General features: G+C 46.3%; 19 protein-coding genes. 10 read left to right on the forward strand and 9 right to left on the reverse strand.

What is annotated here, in order from left to right; all coding sequences use genetic code 11:
- Window positions 1-59: 59 nt before the first annotated feature.
- Both GPL15_RS23605 and GPL15_RS23610 read left to right on the forward strand, forming a co-directional pair.
- Window positions 60-233, forward strand: coding sequence for a hypothetical protein (locus GPL15_RS23605; RefSeq protein WP_215701136.1), 174 nt, complete (start codon window positions 60-62; stop codon window positions 231-233).
- Between the two features lie 13 nt (window positions 234-246).
- On the forward strand, window positions 247-492 hold the full coding sequence (locus GPL15_RS23610; protein ID WP_215701137.1) for a spore coat protein: 246 nt from the start codon (window positions 247-249) through the stop codon (window positions 490-492).
- 92 nt (window positions 493-584) lie between these two features.
- Here the strand turns inward: GPL15_RS23610 and GPL15_RS23615 are convergent, their stop codons facing one another.
- Complete coding sequence (locus tag GPL15_RS23615; RefSeq protein ID WP_215701138.1) at window positions 585-2,540, reverse strand: diguanylate cyclase; 1,956 nt, start codon at window positions 2,538-2,540, stop codon at window positions 585-587.
- Window positions 2,533-3,978, reverse strand: coding sequence for an extracellular solute-binding protein (locus GPL15_RS23620; RefSeq protein ID WP_215701139.1), 1,446 nt, complete (start codon window positions 3,976-3,978; stop codon window positions 2,533-2,535). Before GPL15_RS23620 ends, GPL15_RS23615 begins: the two co-directional genes overlap by 8 nt.
- Before the next feature lie 304 nt (window positions 3,979-4,282).
- On the opposite strand from GPL15_RS23620, the gene GPL15_RS23625 reads away from it, so the two are divergent.
- Both GPL15_RS23625 and GPL15_RS23630 read left to right on the forward strand, forming a co-directional pair.
- Window positions 4,283-5,326 (forward strand): WG repeat-containing protein, encoded by a 1,044-nt coding sequence (locus GPL15_RS23625; protein WP_215701140.1) that lies wholly within the window; start codon window positions 4,283-4,285, stop codon window positions 5,324-5,326.
- Window positions 5,327-5,336: 10 nt separating this feature from the next.
- Window positions 5,337-5,945: a methyltransferase domain-containing protein gene (locus tag GPL15_RS23630; protein ID WP_215701141.1), complete on the forward strand. Its 609-nt coding sequence runs from the start codon at window positions 5,337-5,339 to the stop codon at window positions 5,943-5,945.
- Between the two features lie 164 nt (window positions 5,946-6,109).
- Here the strand turns inward: GPL15_RS23630 and GPL15_RS23635 are convergent, their stop codons facing one another.
- Together GPL15_RS23635 and GPL15_RS23640 are read right to left on the reverse strand one after the other, a co-directional pair.
- Window positions 6,110-7,549, reverse strand: a complete 1,440-nt coding sequence (locus GPL15_RS23635) for a serine hydrolase (protein ID WP_215701142.1) — start codon at window positions 7,547-7,549, stop codon at window positions 6,110-6,112.
- 19 nt (window positions 7,550-7,568) lie between these two features.
- Complete coding sequence (locus GPL15_RS23640) at window positions 7,569-8,861, reverse strand: SLC13 family permease (protein ID WP_215701143.1); 1,293 nt, start codon at window positions 8,859-8,861, stop codon at window positions 7,569-7,571.
- Window positions 8,862-9,167: 306 nt separating this feature from the next.
- Between GPL15_RS23640 and GPL15_RS23645 the strand changes: the two genes are divergently transcribed.
- From GPL15_RS23645 to GPL15_RS23655, 3 genes are all read left to right on the forward strand, one after another.
- Window positions 9,168-10,121 (forward strand): LysR family transcriptional regulator, encoded by a 954-nt coding sequence (locus GPL15_RS23645; protein WP_215701144.1) that lies wholly within the window; start codon window positions 9,168-9,170, stop codon window positions 10,119-10,121.
- Entirely contained in the window at window positions 10,118-11,443 is a 1,326-nt protein-coding gene (locus GPL15_RS23650) for an MATE family efflux transporter (RefSeq protein ID WP_215701145.1), read from the forward strand. Before GPL15_RS23645 ends, GPL15_RS23650 begins: the two co-directional genes overlap by 4 nt.
- Window positions 11,444-11,668: 225 nt before the next feature.
- A complete protein-coding gene (locus tag GPL15_RS23655) occupies window positions 11,669-12,736 on the forward strand; it encodes a PDDEXK nuclease domain-containing protein (protein WP_215701146.1) in 1,068 nt (355 codons plus the stop codon).
- Between the two features lie 63 nt (window positions 12,737-12,799).
- Here the strand turns inward: GPL15_RS23655 and GPL15_RS23660 are convergent, their stop codons facing one another.
- Entirely contained in the window at window positions 12,800-13,000 is a 201-nt protein-coding gene (locus tag GPL15_RS23660) for a hypothetical protein (RefSeq protein ID WP_252198593.1), read from the reverse strand.
- 259 nt (window positions 13,001-13,259) lie between these two features.
- Here GPL15_RS23660 and GPL15_RS23665 point away from each other — a divergent pair, with 259 nt between their 5' ends.
- Both GPL15_RS23665 and GPL15_RS23670 read left to right on the forward strand, forming a co-directional pair.
- Complete coding sequence (locus tag GPL15_RS23665; RefSeq protein ID WP_215701147.1) at window positions 13,260-14,219, forward strand: YafY family protein; 960 nt, start codon at window positions 13,260-13,262, stop codon at window positions 14,217-14,219.
- A 124-nt stretch (window positions 14,220-14,343) separates the two neighbouring features.
- Window positions 14,344-14,922 (forward strand): type 1 glutamine amidotransferase family protein, encoded by a 579-nt coding sequence (locus GPL15_RS23670; protein WP_215701148.1) that lies wholly within the window; start codon window positions 14,344-14,346, stop codon window positions 14,920-14,922.
- Window positions 14,923-15,007: 85 nt separating this feature from the next.
- Here the strand turns inward: GPL15_RS23670 and GPL15_RS23675 are convergent, their stop codons facing one another.
- A complete protein-coding gene (locus tag GPL15_RS23675) occupies window positions 15,008-15,304 on the reverse strand; it encodes a helix-turn-helix transcriptional regulator (protein WP_215701149.1) in 297 nt (98 codons plus the stop codon).
- A 215-nt stretch (window positions 15,305-15,519) separates the two neighbouring features.
- Here GPL15_RS23675 and GPL15_RS23680 point away from each other — a divergent pair, with 215 nt between their 5' ends.
- Window positions 15,520-16,917 carry an MATE family efflux transporter gene (locus GPL15_RS23680; protein WP_215701150.1) on the forward strand — a complete coding sequence of 466 codons (1,398 nt, stop codon included), beginning with the start codon at window positions 15,520-15,522 and terminating at the stop codon, window positions 16,915-16,917.
- On the opposite strand, the gene GPL15_RS23685 is transcribed toward GPL15_RS23680, so the two are convergent.
- Genes GPL15_RS23685 through GPL15_RS23695 form a run of 3 tightly spaced genes read right to left on the reverse strand, consistent with a single transcriptional unit; the run spans window position 16,914 to window position 20,911 of the window.
- Window positions 16,914-18,611 (reverse strand): glycoside hydrolase family 3 N-terminal domain-containing protein, encoded by a 1,698-nt coding sequence (locus tag GPL15_RS23685; RefSeq protein ID WP_215701151.1) that lies wholly within the window; start codon window positions 18,609-18,611, stop codon window positions 16,914-16,916. The two genes, GPL15_RS23680 and GPL15_RS23685, sit on opposite strands and share 4 nt — an antisense overlap.
- A 15-nt stretch (window positions 18,612-18,626) precedes the next feature.
- Complete coding sequence (locus GPL15_RS23690) at window positions 18,627-19,442, reverse strand: HAD hydrolase-like protein (RefSeq protein WP_215701152.1); 816 nt, start codon at window positions 19,440-19,442, stop codon at window positions 18,627-18,629.
- A 23-nt stretch (window positions 19,443-19,465) separates the two neighbouring features.
- On the reverse strand, window positions 19,466-20,911 hold the full coding sequence (locus GPL15_RS23695; RefSeq protein WP_215701153.1) for an MFS transporter: 1,446 nt from the start codon (window positions 20,909-20,911) through the stop codon (window positions 19,466-19,468).
- Window positions 20,912-21,080 lie beyond the last annotated feature (169 nt).

Genomic DNA, 21,080 nt, shown 5'->3' on the forward strand with positions numbered 1-21,080 from the left:
ATTTACAGTATGGTTATTTTCACCTCCATCTGCACATATTAAAACCGGAGGTGATAAAAATGAGTCCAAAGGAATTAAGTTATATCGAAGACGCGTTAGGCCATGAGAAATTCTTAAAAACACAGTGCCAGGAAGCTGCACAGAATCTTCAGGATATGGAGCTTAAAAACTGTGTTGAACAGCTTCAGCAGAAACATCAGCAGATTTTTGACAGTTTTTACAACATGATCTAAGGAGGAAACCGGCATGGATGACAAATGTATTATGGAGAACCTTCTCCTGACAACCAAAGGTGTCTGTGATTTATATCTTCACGGCACAATCGAATCTTCTACCCAGAACGTGCATCAGGTTTTTGACCGTGCGTTAGAAGACAGCCTGTGTATTCAGGACGATATCTATCAAAAGATGTCCGCGAAGGGCTGGTACAGTACAGAGCAGGCAGAACAGCAGAAAATTCAGAAAGTAAAGAATAAGTTTGCCGGCATGTAAACATTCTTTCAGCCGATGGAGGCACATCGGGAAGAATTAAATTGAAATACGGACAACAAAACGCCCTGGATCAGCCAAATCCAGGGCGCCTTTTATCTGTATTTCATCTCATTCTTCTGTCTGTACATGGCCGCGTCAGCCCTCAACAGGGTGTCTTCCAGCTTATGATCCTCAGCGGGATCATAAAATGAATATCCGACTGCGACTCCGGCCTTAAATCCCGTTTTCTCCCGGTATTCTTCCATACGCTTTAACAGCTTTCCACATGCATTTTTCACTTCTTCCTCAGAAACACTGTCGATCAGCACCACAAACTCATCGCCGCCCACGCGGAACACGCCGCCGGAAGGAAATGCTTTACAAATGGCCTCTGCCGCAAAACGGATGTACTCATCCCCTTTATCATGGCCGAAACGGTCATTCACCTGCTTCAGTTCATTTAAGTCGCACATGATGGCTCCCACATTGGAATCCTTGTTCAACTTGGCATTGCAGATTTCCTGTACGTGCTCAAATGCCCTTCTGTTTTTCACACCGGTCAGGCCGTCGTAATCCCGTTCCTCTTTCAGCGCCCTTGTTTGAAGCACCTCGTCCGTCACATCCATAACCACGCCGCGGATGATTCCATCTTCCTCTTTTTGAGTAATTCTCAGCCAATGTTCTTCCCCTTCTATCATGATCCGGTACAAATTGGGCTCATCCTGTCTGGATTGGCTGATCTCATGTAAGAAATCCCAGAATTTATGTTTATCTTTCGCGAATTCGCGCTGCTGTTCTTTACTCAGGTTTAAAAGTTTGGGGATCTGGTTGGTCATAAACACTTTGCTGCTCCGCATTTTTATCTCAAACGCGCCTACCTGCACCTCAGAAAGTTCGATCACCCGGGCCAGTTTTGTAAACCATTTTCCGGCTGCGACTGCTACCACAGTTCCAATACACAGGGAGAGGAAAAATGCCATTAAAAGCACTTTCTGGATTCTTTCCGGCTGCTGCATCAAAACTTTTTTCTCCATCAGGCCCACCAGACACCATTCCTCCCCGTCATAAGGCGTATTATTATAATACATCTTCATAGGACTGACGCAGGCATAAATCTTATTGGCGCTGTTGTGGCCGTTCAAAGCATAAACGGAATTCTGGCCGTCCACTTCCTCCAGCCTCAATGTTCCGCCCACATGGAATAACCTGTTCTGCATGGCTCCATAGGACGCAACCACGCCGGCCTCCGTCCCGTCGTCTGAGATGGACCCGATGAAATATCCATAAGAATCCATAGGCTGCAGGTCAGAGGGCGGAAGGAATTTATACAGATAGTTGACCGCGATCTCCACGCCGAATACTCCGATAGGGTTTCCTTTTTTGTCCGTCAGGGGAATCGAGTACGTGATAACGTCTTCCCCGTCCGGCTTCACTTTAAATGGAGGGCTCCAATATCCCAGCCAACGGTCAACAGGGGCAATTCCCACGTGCTGAAATGGTTTTTCATAGAAATCCCTGTTGTTTTCCGTGAGGGCAAGGCGGGGGCTCCAATTGGAATCCGTCACCACCTTCATCTTTTCCGCAACGCTCCATGGGCCGGAAAGGAGGTATAGATTGGAATTTTTCTCATCCGCCCGGTCGGGATTCACATTTCTGATATAGACGGCGGGATGGGTATTTTCTCCACCGTCCTCATTTTCCAGGATCAGAAATGCGCCCGTTGTTTTCGTATAGTACAGGGCATCCATCACAACCGGAGCCATATCTTCCAGAATCTCATCGGCAGATTTGACATTTTCTCCGTTCAGGCTGCTCATTTCTGTAAAATACTGGCGGATCTGGTTCGTATACAGTTCAAAATTCGTCCAGACATTGGTCATCTCATTTTCCAGATTGTCCGCGCGTCCGTTGACCTTTTCAGAGAATATCTTATATTCATTGCTTTTAGAGCGCTCAATCACGCCTCCCGATATCAGAAGATATGAGATCAGCAGGCTCTGTAAAACTGCCGTGATGATAAATGCAATTGCCAGCTTAAATGCAATCGTATCGCTTCTTTTCCTATTCATTCATACTACCAGCCATTTCGTTTAAAAGACTTTGATACCACTCTTTGAAATTGTCTTCCCGAACCAGTTCTTCCTGAACCGCCTCACGTGTTTCTCCAGCGGCTGTCCTCGCTTCCAGTTCATACAGATCAATTTCCACCTTCTTTTCCAGAGATTCCTTAAACAGCTCGTCGCAGCGGTAAGACCCCGGAAATACTTTTTTGCTGTAAAATATCCCTTTTTTCATAGCGTTCAGCGCGGCAGAAGCGCTTTTTTTGACGGCCTCGCTGTTATCCCCCTCTTTTACATGCTGGAGGAGTTCCGAAACGGAAGACAACGCGTCTTCTTTTACCGGAATATATCCTGTGGAAACTGTGAACTCAATATTCTGTTGGGAGGCTGTAAACCATTTTAAAAATTCGGCAGCCGCGTATTCGCGGACCTTGTCAGAAGCGGAAACGCCCATATTCGCCCCCCGCTGGGTCATATACTCCTGGCCGCCGTTAAAGACAGGGTAAGGGAACACTCTGCACTCGATCTCGTATTCATTTTGCTCGTTCAGGATCACATGTTTTGGAAAGTACCCGGCTCCCGCCGACGATCCTATGTAGCAGATCAGATTTCCGCTTTTAATGCCGTCCTGATTGAAAATCTGGCTTTTGTACCAACCCATGATATGGGGAACATAGTAAACATCCCAGATTCGCTTTGCTGCTTCTTCCGGATAATTAAATCCGGATACATTTCCCTGATCCATTTCATAGGGATCGACGCCCAGTTGGGCCGCCGTTAAAAATGCGAAATCATTGTAGCTGTTCATCCCTAAAAGCGGCTTTCCGCCCGACCAGGCGTAATAAGTCCGGGCCGCTTCTGCAAGCCCTTCCCATGTGGAAAGATGGTTGTCAGTGATATTGGTTTCTTCCTTAAAAACATCCCAGTCCGTTCCATTTACAAAGAGCAGTTCGGTGGATTTCGCAATCGGGATCATCTTGATGGCATTATCCTCTCCCCAGATACCCTCTTTCAGAAATTCCGGCCGGTATGCGGACAGTTCCTCTTCACTAAAATAAGCCCTTAAATCCGCCAGTGGGGTGATCTGATCCAGACGGTAAGCGCTGTCCGGATAAGCGGTGAAAAGATCCGGCATAGGGCTTGCGCCAATCATTCGATTGGCGGAATTGTATAACGCTTCGTCCAGTTCCTCACTGGTCCCGTATCCATATGCGTCCACCACAATTCCCTGTTCCAAACCAACGGTTTCGTTAAAGAGCTGAACTTGTTTGTCAAATACGGCTTTTGCGTATGCATTATAGGCATGCCATAAAGTGATGACAACCGGCTCATTGGGGTTCAGTAAGGCGGTTTCTTGTTTTGAACAGCCTGTTAGCAGAGTGCCTGCCAGCAAAGAGCCTGTAAGCAGAGTGATGATCATTGACAGTATGATTATTTTTTTCTTCATATATGATTTCCTTTATTGATGTGAGTTGCCGTGTTTGATTAAAATGTATTAACTAATCTATTATATCATATTATGATGAGTTTTTTACATCAAACGTGAAGGCATTTTTGAAAATGCCTTCACACTTGATGTAAAACTAAAAATAAAGAAAATTAATCCCCCTCTGCCGCCATTCATCTATCATAATATTACGCACTTTAAAAAATGAATGAAACATTAAGAATAATTAAAAATTCCTTCAAGCATTGTTCTGGGGCTATATGATATAATTTATAAAATATTTTGTTATCAGGAAAGGTAATCTATGAAGAGAAGCGCTCATTTATTATTAACTGCCGCCGCCCTTCTTTCCCTGTCCGCCTGCAGCCTCCCCAAAAGGCCGGAAGAGACTCTTCCCCAGGCAGAAGCGGAAACCTACCCCCAGCCTTCTTCTATTATTGAGGACATGCTGAAGGCCCAGGAAGCGGAGACAGAAACAGAACCCCCATTCCCCGAAGAAGAGGACGCATATTCCTTTGAAAACGGCCTTGAAATTCAAAAAGTCCCGGATCTGATTACGGGAGAATATATATGGCAGTCCGTTGTAGAAGCCGGGGATATTAAATACGATAAATACGGCGGAGAATACAGGGATTACGATGTGGAACCCCGCTATTATGAAACCGTGGACGGATCACAAAAACTGGACGTCCGGAGATGGGATAATTTAAGATATAGCTGCGGGGATTATTTGATCTATGAGTATGACGGAACTCTGTATGTAGCAAGGTCGGATCAGCTTTATGAACCGCTGCTGAGTTTTGCAAACGGCAGTGAGATCCGTACCGCAGGTGATAACCTGATGGTCGATAACTTTCATAATGCGTTCCTGCATTTCTATGACCGTGACTTCAATTTAATCAGCCAGTTAGACGGCGTCCGGGCATCGGGTGAAGGGGAAACCACTCAGTTTTCCGATGGTTACCTGCCTGTGGAAGAAGTGCAGACGGGAAAATTCGGATATCTGGATACAAACGGTACTCTGGCTCTGCCGTTCCTATATGATGCGGTGACTAATTTCTCCAACGGGTATGCCGGCGTTTTGGTGGGGGCGGAATTACAGCCCTATACGGAAGAAGGCGGAACTGTAACCCTTCACCTGGTTCAAGGCGGGCAGTGGGGAATTATCGACAAACAAGGGGAATTTGTTTTGGAGCCCAGTGAAAAGACGGGAAATACAGCGGAGACGGAAGAGGAACAAAGTCTTTATGGCGGAGCGAAAGGGTTCGGGCCGGTACGTAATGACGGAACAGTGGATTTTTTGAACCGGATGGACGGCAGCGTTTTGTTTACGGAGAAAATATATTAGGAGGGACCGGATGAATATACCCTATTGGGAAGATACCTATAAAAATGATAGTATTTTCACTTTTCGTTCAAAACCTAATAAGTCCATCATCGAGTATGAACATCGCTTTAACAAATCGTGGAATATACTTGATGTCGGCTGCGGTGATGGTATCAATTCATTATATCTTGCGAGACAGGGGTTTTCTAATATAAATGCCTTCGATTTATCCGAAAATGCCATAAAGAAATTGAAAAGGCTGGCCCAATTAGATGTTTTATCCATTAATGCATGGGTTGGTGATTTATGTTCTTACCAATTTGATAAATCTTATCATTTAATTCTGTCATTTGGAACTCTGCATTTTGTTGACAGAGAGAACCGGAATGACTTTATAATTAATGCGAAGGAACATACCGCTGTGGGTGGCTTTCATATCATTCATTTATTCACAAATAAAGTTCCTCCAACACCGGATATCGCTCCTTATGCGGTTGGACTTGCTGAGGATGGGGAAATCAAAGAATTATATAAGGATTGGGATATTATTGAATTTAAGTCTTATGTATTTGAAGAAGAGCACCCCGATGTTCCACGTCATCTGCATGCATCAAATAAAATTATTGTTCAGAAAATATGATAAATTCTTTTTACCTATGCCAGCCGAAGCACCGCCGGAAGGAAGTGTTATGCAAAATAGACAGCCGGGAAACGCTCTGAGGTTCATCTGTAAACCGAACCTCAGGCGCGTTTCCCGGCCTTTTTACTATCGACCTTTTTTACTCTTGGCCTTTTCGACCTCTTTTACTTCCGTCCTTTTACTTCCGGCCTCTCCATTGCCTCCGAATTCATATTAACCCATCGCTTCATCCGTATTTCTTCATGAGAAAACTCTAATTTCACATGGTCGCAGAATGCCATTTCCGGGTATCTCCATTCCATCATCAGCAGATATTTTGTCTCCCAATATGCGGCTGCGCAGACTTTCAGCTCATCCATTTCATACTGATGGTGCAGGTATGCGCCTGTCATGGATGTGGAGGAACTGATCCAATGATCCAGGCCGCATGTTACTGTATGGAGCCCTCTATGGTCTTCCATGGAAAAAATAATCTGGTTTTCATGAAATTCTAAAATAATTTTCTTTATCCCGTCCGTCTCATCCGGCACCCGGTAAACATGTCTTCCGCTTTCATAAAATTTCTCTTCAGGAAATGAACGGTATTTTCCTTCCAGTGTCATTCTGAACCCTTTATTCTTCAAAATCTCCCATTTACCGTTATCCGCCTCATTTTTCCGTTTCAGCATAGGAGACACCAGATTTTTCTGGATCAGCCCGCCTTTTGTGGCCATATACCGGCTGTCCGCGGCAGTCATTCCGATCACCATATTCAATTTCGGTATGATGACGCTGCCCTGCCCGAACATGCCGGTGGCCGCCCAAATATCGCCGGTATGTTCCCAGTGGAAGTTATACTCGGTTTCTCCTTCCGACAGTTCAACTGGGTTTTTTATGCCCAGGGCCATATCCACCCATTCCGGGGACAAAAGCCTGCGCCCGTTCCATTTCCCCCCATTCAGATACAGCATTCCCAAACGGGTCATATCTTCCACGCAGAGGGAAATGCCGTTTCCGCCGGAGCAGATGCCTTCCGGGCTGGTCTGCCAGGTAAACTCTCCTATCCCGATTTCCGGCAGAAGATGTTCCTGGAGGTATTCATAGCAGGTCTTCCCGGTGACCTTCTGAACTACCGCAGACAGGATATAGCTGTTGCCGCTGGAATATAAAAAACGCTTTCCCGGCATTTCCACCCAGGGGACCTGGAAATACGCGTCCACCCAGCTTGTGGAAAGAGGCCTCCATTCATTTCCTCCGATTCCCCTCTCCTGCCCGCTCCTCATGGTTATCAGATCCCGGAGGGTCAGCGCCTTCAGATATTCATTGGCCCCGTCCGCATATTGGGGAAAATAGTCCAATACCTTATCTTCCAGCCTGATAAGTCCGTTGGTATAAGCAAGGGCTGCGGCTGTGTTGGTAAATGTCTTCGTATAGGAATGGAGAATATGAGGAATATCCGCCCGGTACGGAGCGTTATAGGCTTCAAAAACCACCTTTTGATTGACTGCGATCATAATTCCGTGGAGTTCCGCCCCTGCTTTTTCCATTTCATTCAGGAAATCTATGATCAGGCCGGAATCGATTCCTTCTTCCTCCGGCGACGAACGAACCAGTTCCTTTTTCATAACAACATTCTCCCTTCATTTAAAAAAATGGAAATACCAGCGGCAAAATACCGACGCAGCAGATAAAGCTGATGATAACTAAAGGCCAGCCGAATTTGGCAAAATCTGTGAATTTCAGGTTGGTAAATATCATCAAAGTCTGATTTGTTCCCGACGCAATGGGCGTTAAGTAGGAACAGCCCGCTCCGATGGCGATGGCCAGCACAATCGCCTGGGGATTGGCTCCCATGGCCGAAGCGATGGAAATGCCAATAGGGGCCAGCACACCGGCGGTGGCCATGTTGTTCATAAGCTGGGTCATCAGCGCTGCCCCAATGAAGAGCACGGCTGTGATCAGGTACAAATTGGTGGTATCCCCTAAAATACTCAGCACCGCATTTCCGAAAATATCTCCGAGACCGCTGTTTTTCATAACCGCTATGATCAGGTTAATTCCCGCGCAGAAAATGATCATTTCCGATCCCATGGAAGATAGGGCCTCTTTGGGCGTCACCAGCCCGGTGAGGATGATGAGGGCGATCATGGCATAGCCGATGAAAAGCGGATTGACAACCGCCAGCTTTAAACTGTCGATGACGAGGGCGAGGATGAACACCACAAATCCGGTTCCCACCACCGCCTGTTTTTTCTTATGGGCCGCCGTCAAAGTGCCTATCTCCATATCCGCATTGCCCGGAACTTCCTCATCGTAAGACGCGCACCAGCGGTTCATCAATACCATATAGAGGCCGCCGATGATGAAGATCGGAAGTCCCACCCATATGAAGTCAAACATGCCGAAGAGCTCCAGTCCGGCTTCTTCCAGAGCCGTATTCGCGTAGATGTTGGTGGGCGTTCCGATCAGGGTGCAGGCGCCGCCAAGGGTTGTGGCGTAGATGATGAACAGGATCATTTTCGAATGGCTGATCTTCGTCTTCTTCGCGATGCTGAAAATGACCGGAAGAAATGCCATGGCCACGTAGCTGTTCTGAAGCACAAAGGAAACTGCGCCGGAAATCAGATACAGAATTCCGAAAATCACCATGTCCCGTTTCTGGCCGCTCACCCCTCTGGTGGCCTTGTCCACCACATTTCCGATCACGATATCCAGGCCAGTGGCAGCTATCATGCCGCTGAACATGCAGATAATGATCATCAAATGAAGGCCGGAGTTATTTAACACTCCAAATACGTCGGACGAACTCATGGTGCCGCAGAACACCACCACAGGCGCCATGCACACAAAAGTCATCCAGTTCGGAAGTTTTGGAATTACTAACACTGCAACAAAAATTATAAAGGCTGTTACGGCCCCTACCGTTGATAAACTCATAATTGTATTCCCTCCTGTTTTTCTTTATGTATTCGCCCCGGCCGGAAACTTCAACACAATATCCAAATATAACTTCTATTCATTGTATATTACTGTACAAGAATCACAAATTATGTTTGATTATTTAAGATAGGTTTATTATAACTTCCCAACGGTTTATTGACTAATACTAATAAAGTATGTTACTATAGCTCAAAGCTATGGTGATTCACTCGGCGCTTGACTGTGCGGCGCAGGATTTGCGCAGCGCAGGATTTGTGCGGCGCAGAATTCGTGCAAAAAAACGTTTTGGCATGGAGGAATTTTATGGAAATTAAAGATGCGGAATATGTTCTGGCCATTGCCAGAAACCGGAATATCTCAAAGGCCGCCAGGGAACTGTTCATCTCCCAGCCATCCCTCAGCCGTTATCTGTCCAATCTGGAAGCCCGGATTGGAGTTACCCTTTTTGAACGGCAGAAAAGCGAGGTCACGCCCACCCAGGCGGGGGAAATCTACATCCGTTACTCCCAGGAAATCGCCTCCAAAAAACAGGCGCTCTATCAGGAACTCCAGACCTTAAAAACTCAGGAAACAGACATCATACGAATCGGATTTTCCTTAAATTCCAGCACTTTATATCTGTGGGAGGATTTTGCGGAATTTTATAAAAAATACCCCAATTACCAGATCGAAATATCAGAAATCTTAAACCGGGATATCGAACAGGCTTTGGTTGACAAACGCCTGACATTTGCGGTGTCCTGCACGCCGGAAGATACCTCGGTAGTGAAGTTTCAAAAGGTCTATGATTATTACTTTTTGGTGCTGATCCCCGCCTCTAACCCGGTCTGTAAGACGGCCAGGCAGGTTCCGGACCTCCCATTTCCATGGATTGATTTAAATGACATTGCAGGAGAACGGTTCATCCTGCAGAACTTAGACTGCCGCATCCGCCATCATATCAACCAGATTTTAAAAGATAATCACATCACCCTGTCCCATATCATCACCACCGTTCAGAGTTCCACGACGGCCATCCAATATGTGGAAAAGGGCATCGGTCTGTGTTTTTTATCGGATTCATTTTATTCCTACATCAGCAGGCCGGAAAATGTCCGGGTTTTCTGCATCGGATCACCGGCTGCTAAGGATGCGTCCGGCATTCTGTCTTTGAAAAGCAGGAAGTTTTCTCCGCCGGAAAAGCTCTGTATTAAGATTATCAGTCAAAATCTGATCATCAGGGTGGATCAGATCAGAGAGGAAGGGAAATTAACATGATTACAGACCTGACTGCCGAGCATTCCGAAAACAAGCTCTGGCGTTTTTTACTGCCCATGCTGTTAAGCGTCATGTTTCAGCAGTTCTATAACATTGCCGACAGCATGATCGCGGGAAGATTTGCAGGGGAGGACGCCCTGGCCGCGGTGGGGGCTTCTTATCCTATTACCGTCATTTTCATGGCATTTGCCACGGGAAGCAATTTAGGGGCCTCTGTCATCGTATCACGGCTGTTCGGGGCGAAAGATTATAAGAGGATGAAAACGGCCGTCACCACGGCTTTCACTGCCTGTGGGATTCTGAGCCTGTTTCTGACGGCATTTGGCCTGGTATTCTGCGCGCCCATGATGAGGCTGATCAGAACGCCTGGCAATATATTTGCCGACGGGGCAATGTATCTTAGAATCTATACCCTGGGAATGGCCTTTTTAATTCTGTACAATGTGTGTACGGGAATTTTTACCGCCGTGGGGGATTCCAAGACCCCGCTCTGGTTTTTGATCGGCTCCTCTTTGGGAAACATTTTATTAGATATCTGGTTTGTGGCCGGCCTTCACATGGGGGTGGCCGGTGTGGCCTGGGCCACCTTTATCGCTCAGGGCATTTCCTCTCTGCTGGCCCTGTCCACATTATGGCGGCGTTTGAAGAAGATGACGGGAAATGAAAAAGCGCCATTTTTCGATCAGCATATCTTAAACCAGATTTCAGCTGTGGCAGTGCCCAGCATTATGCAGCAGAGCGTCCTTTCGGTGGGCAATTTATTTATCCAGGTGATTGTAAACCGGTATGGCTCGGGGACCATCGCAGGGTATTCGGCTGCGATTAAATTGAATACATTTGCCATCACCTCATTCATGTCCCTGGGAAGCTGCCTGTCCAGTTTTACGGCACAGAATATCGGGGCTGGAAAGGGGTTCCGCATCCCGCTGGGATTTAAAAAGGGAGTGAAGCTTTCGCTGCTGGCCGCGGTTCCTTTCTTTGGGCTGTATTTTGGGTTCAGCAGCCAGATGATGAGGCTGTTTTTGAACGCGGAAAGTGTGGACGCCATTGAGGCGGGAAGCAGGTTTTTAAAAATTGTGGCTCCATTTTATTTCATGATTTCCATTAAACTGATGACGGACGGCATACTCCGGGGTTCCTCCGCAATGGCATATTTTGTAATGGCTACTGTGCCGGACCTGATCCTGCGGATCTGCTTCGCCTGGATGCTCTCTCCGGCTTTTGGAAGTACGGGGATTTGGATGGCGTGGCCTTTTGGGTGGCTGGCGGCTACGGTTTTGACGGTTGTGTTTTATCGGAGGATATTGAAGAAAATGGGGTAAAGGTATGGATGAGGAGGGAGGTATGACATGATTTTTTTTAAACTGATTGACGAAGGCAAGTTAACTCTTGAATCACGGCAACATCTTGATAAATTCCGGAAAAGCCAGTAAAATCAATGGTTGTACGAAACACAAAGGCGTTTTCTACACCATTTTTGAAAGAGCCTTGATATGACAGGAAAAGCAAGTTAAAATATAATTATTATGGAAAATCGAGGTGACGTGATGAAAAATCATTTGATGCCATATCAATCAGTTCTTATAGAAATTAAAAGTATTATTTCTTCTGGTCAAAAAGCAGCCTATAATGCTTCCAGTAAGGCGATGTTGCTTACCTATTGGAATATTGGCAAACGAATTGTAGAGCAGGAACTGGGTGGCAGTGAACGTGCAGAGTATGGTAGAGGTTTAATTTCTGCATTGGCAGAAGATTTGACAAAGGAGTTTGGCAAAAATTATTCTAAAAGAAATCTGCATTATTACATCAAATTTTATCAGTGTTTTCCCGATGAGCAGATTGTGAACGCGTGCGTTCACAATCTTAACTGGACACATATTCGGAGCCTTCTTCGTGTTGCAGATGAAAATGCACGCTATTGGTATATGAAAGAGGCTGTTGACGAGAGCTGGAGTTCAAGAACCTTAGATCGTAATATTAGTACGCAGTATTATTATAGGTTACTTCAGGCACCGAAAAAAGAGGCTATAATTGAAGAAATGAAGCAGAAAACCGCAGAATTTCAAAAAAATCAATTCGAACTAATCAAAAGTCCGGTGATTGCAGAATTCCTTGGATTTAAGAATGAGGATACTTACTTAGAGGGAGATTTAGAATCTGCCATTCTTTCTCATATTAGAGATTTTTTGATGGAATTGGGCAGAGGATTTGCGTTTGTGGCTCGTCAGCAACATATTGTAACGGAAACTTCGGACTACTATTTAGATCTCGTTTTTTACAATATCGAACTTAAATGCTATGTTTTAATCGATTTGAAGATGGGCAGAATTACCCATCAAGACGTAGGACAAATTGATATGTATGTACGCATGTATGATGATTTAAAACGAGGACAGGGTGATAATCCTACCATTGGGATTCTATTGTGTTCAGAGACTGATAAGGATATTGCCAGATACTCGGTACTTCATGATAATGATCGATTGTTTATGTCAAAATATTTGACTTATTTGCCTACGAAAGAGCAACTGAGAGCAGAGATTGAACGACAGAAAGAAATTTTTTCTATGCAGCATCCGGTTCTATATGTAGATGAGCAGAAAATGGATATATAAATACAAATGGAGGGGTGGAGAAACTGACTAAGATGCCTGTAGTTTCTTCAGATAATGTAATTATTAAAGTAACATATGAAGTGCGATGATGTGGCAGAAAAAATCTTCTTCTACCTGTGCGGCCAACAATGTTACCGAGTACAAATCCCCATCCGCATGGCGGTGTTTCCCAATGAGGGCGAGTCGCTGATCTCCCAGCGCTTCATTCATATCCCGGAAGCGGGCGGTTGCATGGCCGTCTATGTAAATCTCTGTATCTGTCATCAGTTTCTCAAAATTATCGTTTGTCGCTATCTCACAGAGAAACCGGTTATTGATATGGCCACGCCCTAATAAGTACTACAGGGTGTCCGCTGAAAATCAGGTTGAAAACGACCAAAACTACTGCACCACTTACTACACCATTTGCCCATTAATTTGCGTAGATTTATAAAGATTAGCGTAGGTTCAGGGCAAAACACGAAAAATGAGAAAACGCCGGAAAGCCCGTTATCAAGGTTTGAAGGCTTATGAAGGGATATAAATGAGAATTCAACGCTTACTGGGACTGCTCTGCGTTCTTGGAGAGGTGGATAAAATCACAGTCCAGGAACTAGCCAATCGGTTTGAAGTCTCAAAACGGACTATTTTCCGGGACTTGGAGATGCTTAACTGCGCCGGAATTCCAATCGTCTCCTATCCGGGAGTTGGCGGCGGCGTAGCGATTTTAAGAGGTTATAAAGTGGATAAAAAGATTTTATCCATAGAGGATACAGACAAGCTGTTCACCGCTTTAAGCGGCTTAAAAAGCATTGACAACGATTCTTCCATAACAAATCTGATCGCCAAAATGGCTCCGGGGCAGGAACCGGATCTCCCGTCTCCAAGCCCATATGTACTGAATCTGTCCTCCTGGTTCAGCGACAGCATTACCACCAAAAAAGCGGCCGCATTCCATCATGCAATTGAAGGCCGGCGCCTGGTGCGGTTAGATTATATCTCCAGGACTTCCCGCGTCGAGAGAACTGTGGAGCCTTATAAACTTGTATTTAAGCAGTCTTATTGGTATTTATACGCATTTTGCCGGGAAAGGGAAGATTTCAGAATGTTCCGGCTGAACAGGATCGCTTCTTTTGAAATATTAGAAGAGCAGTTTCCACTGCGGCAGATAAAAAATCCTGAATTTAAAGTGGACTTTGGCAGAGAAATTTTTTCTTTCCAAAAACAGGAGGGATTTTATGAGGTTGTGCTCAGGTATGACCGATCAAAGGAATATGAATTGACGCAGAAAATCGACGCTTCTTTTTTCTCTTCTCCCGAATCCCAAAGCGGTTCTGAGGTTTTACAGGGCCAGGGAGAAATCCGCTTTTTTACTTCCGACCTGTCCTTTACCGCCAATCTGGTCATGGGACTGCTGGATAAAGTACAGGTGATCTCTCCGCCGGAGCTTTATAATGAAATAAAAGAACGGCTGCACAAAATAAATTTATTATATAAAGGATGACATACTGCTGTCATCTTTTTTATTGTAGAATATCCACTGTAAACATCCACATAAAAGCAGGACGCTCAGTCATTTTCCTGACAGCGGACATTTTATTCCACAATCATCACAAATGGAGGAAATTATGAAAAAAGAAGTGATAATTTTTATTTTTGACGGCTATGCCGACTGGGAGCCCGCATTCCTGTGTTCGGAACTAAATTCGATGGAATCAGAATACGTGGTTAAAACAATGAGTTTAGACAAAAATCCAAAGTTCTCAATGGGGGGATTTCAAGTGATCCCGGACTATTCGGTTCATGATGTTCCGGGCGATTTCAGCCTGCTCGTCCTAACCGGAGGAACCGCCTGGATCGAACAGAAAAACAACGGCGTGCTCCCGGTGGCGGAATATGCAGTGAATCGCCAGATTCCCGTGGGCGCAATCTGCAATGCGGTTAATTTCATGGCTGAAAACGGATTCCTGGATCAGATTCCCCATACGGGAAACACCCTGGAATTCATGAAATCGCAGGCACCTCACTATAAAGGAGACAGGTATTTTACCGAACGGCAGGCAGTCAGCTCTTCTGGTATCATCACTGCCAACGGTTCCGCGGCTCTGGAATTTGCGAAAGAAATATTTCTGGTTTTAAAGAATAAGACGGAAAAAGAGGTTGATGAGTGGTATCGGATGCATAAGCAGGGGTTTTATCCGGCGTAGAGCATGTCTGAAAATTGCTCTAGATATAATGGCAGAATCTTTTATATGATTAAGATTCTGCCATTAGCTTCACAACAATATTTACTTATAAACCCGCTTTCTTAACTATCTGCAAATCATATCCAAGCGTATTCAGCAAACTGCAAAAGGTTTTTAGAGTAGGGCTGTTCTCTCTATTTTCTATTCTGGAAATGACCTGCTGCTTGTTTCCTGTAAGCTTCGCTAAATCTCCCTGTGTAAGCTTCTGTTCCTTACGCAGTTGTACCAGCTCTGACAGCAGCTTATATTCTGTTCTGCTTTCATCCCATGCCTGTGCAAATTCCGGACTGGCTGCCTTTTCTTTTTCAATAACTTTTTTTACCTTTAATTCAACAAATGGCATATGAACACCCCCATTGCATTATTGTCTTTATCCAGTATTGATAATACAACTTTTTTGTTGTTTTATCAATTTTATTTCACTTCAACCCTTTTGACAACCTTTTTATCCTGACATCTCTAATCTACTCACCTTTTTTATTAAAATTCCTCTTGCACAATTCCCACATTCGGTGTAAATTATGTTCTTAGAATCTATCTAAGAAAGAGGACAAAACGATGTCAAAACAAGCGGCAAAAGACATGACCACAGGTTCGCCCATGAAATTAATACTGGGATTTTTAATCCCCATGCTGTTTGGACTTTTATTCCAGCAGTTTTATAACATGATGGATACCATTATTGTAGGTAAATACCTGGGCGTTGACGCCCTGGCATCGGTGGGATCAACCGGTTCCATCAATTTTATGGTCATCGGTTTCTGTATCGGGGTGTGCAGCGGCTTTTCCATTCCCGTGGCCCAGAAATTCGGCGAGAAAAATTATACGGCCCTGCGCCGTTTTGTGGCCAACAGCGGGTGGCTGGCTTTGATTTTCTCAGTTGTCATGACCTCGGTTGTATGCCTGCTCTGCCGCAATATTCTGGTCTGGATGAAAACGCCGGAGAACATCATTGATGGAGCTTATGATTACATAATCATCATCTTTTCCGGCATACCGGCCATTTACCTGTATAACATGCTTTCGGGCGTCATCCGGTCCCTGGGGGACAGCACCACGCCGTTATTTTTCCTGCTGATTTCCTCTGTGCTCAACATCCTTTTGGATTTGTTCACCATCCTCGTGCTGCATATGGGAGTTGCCGGGGCCGCATGGGCTACGGTCATCGCTCAGGGCGTTTCGGGAATCCTCTGTATCCTTTATATGAGTAAAAAATTCACCCTCCTGAAAATGGAGGGTGATGAATGGAAACCAGACGCCGGATATATGAAGATCCTCTGCGGAATGGGAATCCCCATGGGGCTGCAGTATTCGATTACGGCAATTGGAAGCGTGATTCTTCAGACCGCAGTCAATTCCCTGGGTTCCGTGGCCGTAGCTTCGGTAACTGCGGGCAGTAAAATCAGCATGTTTTTCTGCTGTCCCTTTGACGCAATGGGCTCCACCATGGCCACTTACGGCGGGCAGAATGTGGGCGCAGGGCGGCTGGACCGGATCAGCCAGGGGCTGAAATCCTGTGTTATTTTGGGAGCCGTCTATTCGGTCATCGGCTTTACCGCCCTGTATCTGTTCAGCGATACGGTGGCCCTTTTGTTCGTAAATGCAGACGAAACGGAAATCCTGCACAACACGCGGCTTTTCCTCATCGGCAACAGCCTGTTCTATTTCCCTCTGGCCCTGGTGAACATTGTCAGATTCATGATTCAGGGACTGGGGTATTCCAAGCTGGCGATCCTGGCCGGGGTATGTGAAATGGCAGCCCGTTCATTCGCGGGATTCTGCCTGGTTCCGTTGTTCGGTTATATTGCTACCTGTTATTCCAACCCCATCGCCTGGATTGCGGCGGATCTGTTTCTGATTCCCGCCTATTTCCGGGTGATGAAGGATCTGCGCAGGAGGATGCCGGGGAAAGTGGGGCGTGCAGATGACGGGAATGAATTTTCAAACACGCTCTAACACCTGGTATCCCACCTGCCGCAGAATACATTTTCATTATATCGGCCTTTAAACTCAGACCTGCCCATCATCTTATCCACGGCGGCGGCGATGGCCTCGTCGGAATTCAGATACGCATTGATATAAGTCTTTGCCATGGGCACGTCGATCAAATGGTTTGTGAAGTTCAGGGACAGGAAAATGGTTGGAAGCTGGGAGACATACCAGGGCTGGGTCACCGGCTCCGCCCATTTTACTCTCATGGTATTGAACTGGGCAAATCCGGCTACATTTAACACCACCAGGCAGAGATCGTATTTTCGTGAAACTTCTTCCATCTTTCCTTTTATATCTGGGTTTTGGGCATCCACCTGAAACCCTTTTTCTTCCAGGATTTTAATCAGGTGGGCTTTTACTTCCGCGCTGTCGTCCGGTTTTAACTTTCCGGCAATTACTGTGCCTTCCCCGCCGATGAATACCAGCTTAATCCTCTTGTGCTTTTCCGGGCTGATGGGGAGATAGTGTCTGGTGTCTTTAACCAGGGTTATATAGCGGTCGGCCATCTGAGCGGCGGTCCGGCGGTGTTCTTCGCATCCGATCACCTGCAGGCCGTCTCTGGAAGGAATCAGTTTTCCTTCCGCCTGGAGCCGGTGAAGGTTCAGGCTGGCCTTTACGCCGAGAATCCGGCGGAGGGCGTCCTGCATTCTCTCTTCTGAAATGATCCCATTTTTATATCCGTCCATCATATATCCGAAATCTTCATCCATATCGTTGAAAAACAAGAACATATCGCAGCCTGCCGCAATGGCCCCCGGCACCTGTTCTCTTCTGGGCATGGCCGCGAACATTCCGATCATATGGGAGGCGTCGGTAACCACCAGGCCGTTGAATCCCAGTTGTTCTTTTAACAATCCATTTATCAGTTCCGGCGACAAGGTGGCGGGAAGGATCTCTTCATCCTTCATGCCCGGACAGAGTTTTTTGCTGTACTGGGGAAGGGCGATGTGCCCTGCCATGATGGTCATCACGCCTTCGTCAATCAGGGCCTTATATACCTTTCCAAAGGTCTTGTCCCACTCCTCACAGCTCATATCATTGACGCCCATGATCAGGTGCTGGTCGTTCTCTTCCGTGCCGTCTCCCGGAAAATGCTTACAGCAGGTGGCCATATTCTGAGTTTTAATGCCGCGGAAAAACTCTTTGGAATAGGCGGTCACATCGTCAGGATCGTCGTTAAATGCTCTGCACTGGACGATGGTATTTCTCCAATTGTACAAAAGATCCACCACAGGAGCGAAGTTCCAGTTACAGCCCACGGCCGCGCTTTCAGCCGCGCCGATCCTGGCGGATTCATAGGCTGTGGACGGATCGTTGGAAGCAGCCACGGCCGCCCCGGTGGCGACGGCAGTTCCGCCGGCAACGCCTCCATTTCCTCCCGCTTCGCAGTTGGATGCGATTAAAAGAGGAATCTTCGTGTTTTCCTGAAGCACCCGGTTTTGTTCATAGATCACTTCAGGAGCTTCATTATGATAGCGGATCGCCCCCACATGGTAATGATCCACCACGTATTTTAAATCTTCCGGTTTCCGGCTTGTGACCATATTCACAAACAGCTGGCCCACTTTTTCCTCATCGCTCATGGAAGCAATCGTAGTTTCGATCCATTTTATATCCTCTTCTGTCAGACAGTAAGGTTTTTCTCTCAAATTTACCATAATATTCATTCCCCTCTATTTTAATCGATCCTCAAATTCAGCGATCCGCTGGTTCTGGTATTCTCCCTGATAAGTTCCTTCCATCAGCCGTTTAAATGCTTCTGTCCTCAGCCGTTTCCAGGAAAATTCTTCGTTTCCGGGCAGAATGGGATAGAAGGCGGCGTCATTTGCCTGGGCGGCCAGCAAATCTCCAGGCGCGTCTCCCACCATCAGGGCACATGTACGGTCATAACCGTCTTCCAGTTTTAATCCAATGCAGTGCGCCTTGCTTCCCATATCCTGGGTCATGATTTCTTTCACAAAGCCGGTTAGCCCGTGGCGGCTCCATTCCGCTTCCACCGCTTCCCGGTTGGCAGAAGAGACGATCACAATATCGGCCGCGCGGCTCATTTCCTCCAGCCCCTCCCTTACTCCGGGAAATGGTTTATCGTCCTTAGGCAGCCTGGATATGGACTGGTTCACACGGCGTGACCAGTCCAGGGCTTTTAACAGGATCGGGCTTTTGGTCTCCGCGGCTTTTTGTTCCAGGGCCTGATTGGAAAGTTCCCTGCTCTGATGCACCCATTGTGTCAGGTCTGAAATATCTTCCTTCAACATTCCCATATCGGAATAGGTGCTCAGGGCCAGTTCCAGGCCGAGGAACCGGTTGATTCCCCGGGTCCTGGAATATAAATTCAGGGTATCCCATATGTTCAGGACTTGTGTTCTCCATGGTTCCAAATCCCAGACGTTTAGAAGTTCCGGGCCAAAACAGACTTTATGTTTTACATTCATGGTATCCATGGCGCAGCCGTCCGAATCCACGCAAACCAGATATTTTTTTCTCTCCATCAATCACACATTCCTTTCCGAATTTAAGCTGCTTTTCTCAATGCCAGTTCCGCCTGGATTTCTGCCATCTTATCCTTATCCAGATTATACCATTTCATGGCGATAATGGTAGCCAGATGGCCGAGAATCGGCACGATGCAGAAGCAGATCATGATTGCCATGTTAAATGTATCGTTTACCGGTTCATTTGGCCTGATCACCACATTTCCCACTCCCGCCAAGGTCAGGGCAAATCCCTGGATTAACGCGGAAAAGGAAGATATCATCTTGTCAATGAAGGAGAACAGGGTTCCCATCATGCCGGGCACAAAACGGCCGCTTCTGTAGCTTTCGTAGTCGGTACAGTCGGCGATCATGGGGATGATTCCTGAATTTCCCATGCTGGCGAGACATTTCTGCACCAGGAACATGCCTAAAAAGACCGCTGGCATCTCCGGATTTGGTTTGACGATGAACATGATGATGAGCATGATCATGGAACCCCAGGTTCCCACTAAAAAGGTCCTCTTCAGGCCGAATTTTCTGGATACGAACACGCCTCCGATGGAAATAGCCACCAGGGGAACGATCAAAAGGCTGGAAAATACTCCCTGGAGTTTGGAATTGAGAAGCATGTTGGCGAATAAATAAGTCATGGTTCCGCTCATCAGAAGCTGGCCTAATTTATCGGTAGCCGCTGATATGATCAGCATCTGGATGGGGCGGTTATGTGCGATAATATCTGTGTAATCTTTGAATTTCAGTTTCGGCTGTGAACCGGCTACGCCGAAAAACTCCGGTCTGTCTTTCTGGCTGATGCCGATAATCGCTAAAATGGTGAATACAAAGGAGATCATAGCCAGGACCAGAACGGCTTCTCTCCACATGGCCGGATTGATCATGCCCAGGCCTTTTCCGTTCTCACCGATGAATTCACCTACGGAATATTTTTCAGCCAGGATGGTGGTGATCAGCATGGGGACCAGGGCGCTGGCCATCTGGGTCAGTACGCTGTCAAATCCCGCAAAAATCGGTCTCTGTTTCGGGTTGTTGGTCAGCACCGCCTGGCCCGCTTTTGTTACCACGGTCTGGCAGGTATATCCCACAACATAAAGCACATAAAAAATGGTGGTGAATATATACTTCTGCGTCAGGCCCCAGGAAGGCGGGGTATTGAAAATAACGATCAGGCTGGCCCAGATGATCACATTTCCGATCAGCATGTAAGGCCTGAATTTGCCGAATTTTCCATTGGTGCGGTCCACTAAAAATCCTACGATAGGATCCGTAATAGCGTCGAAGATACGGGTGCTGGTGGCGATGATTCCGATGATAGCCGCCGCCATGCCAAGCACGTTCTGTGTGAAGTATGAATACTGCATCATTAAAAACATGGCGATATTGGTCGCGCAGTTGTTTAATGAAAAGAAACCGATCTGCCAGATTCTGGCGTTGTTATACTGTTTCGCTGTTCCCCTGTTATTTTCCATATTATCCTCTCTTTCACCTTAAAGTAACTGTTCAGTCAGGTCAGAACTGTTACACCTTAAAGGCACTTTTGGCCTGCCTTTTCAGTTTGATGTAATCCATCGCTTTTGGGCGAGGAATTTGTTATTACTTTTTTAATCGCCGGCTTGATTGATATGTTTATTTTAACAA

Source organism: Clostridium sp. MCC353, from assembly GCF_018785315.1.
Classification (GTDB): Bacteria; Bacillota; Clostridia; order Lachnospirales; family Lachnospiraceae; genus CHH4-2.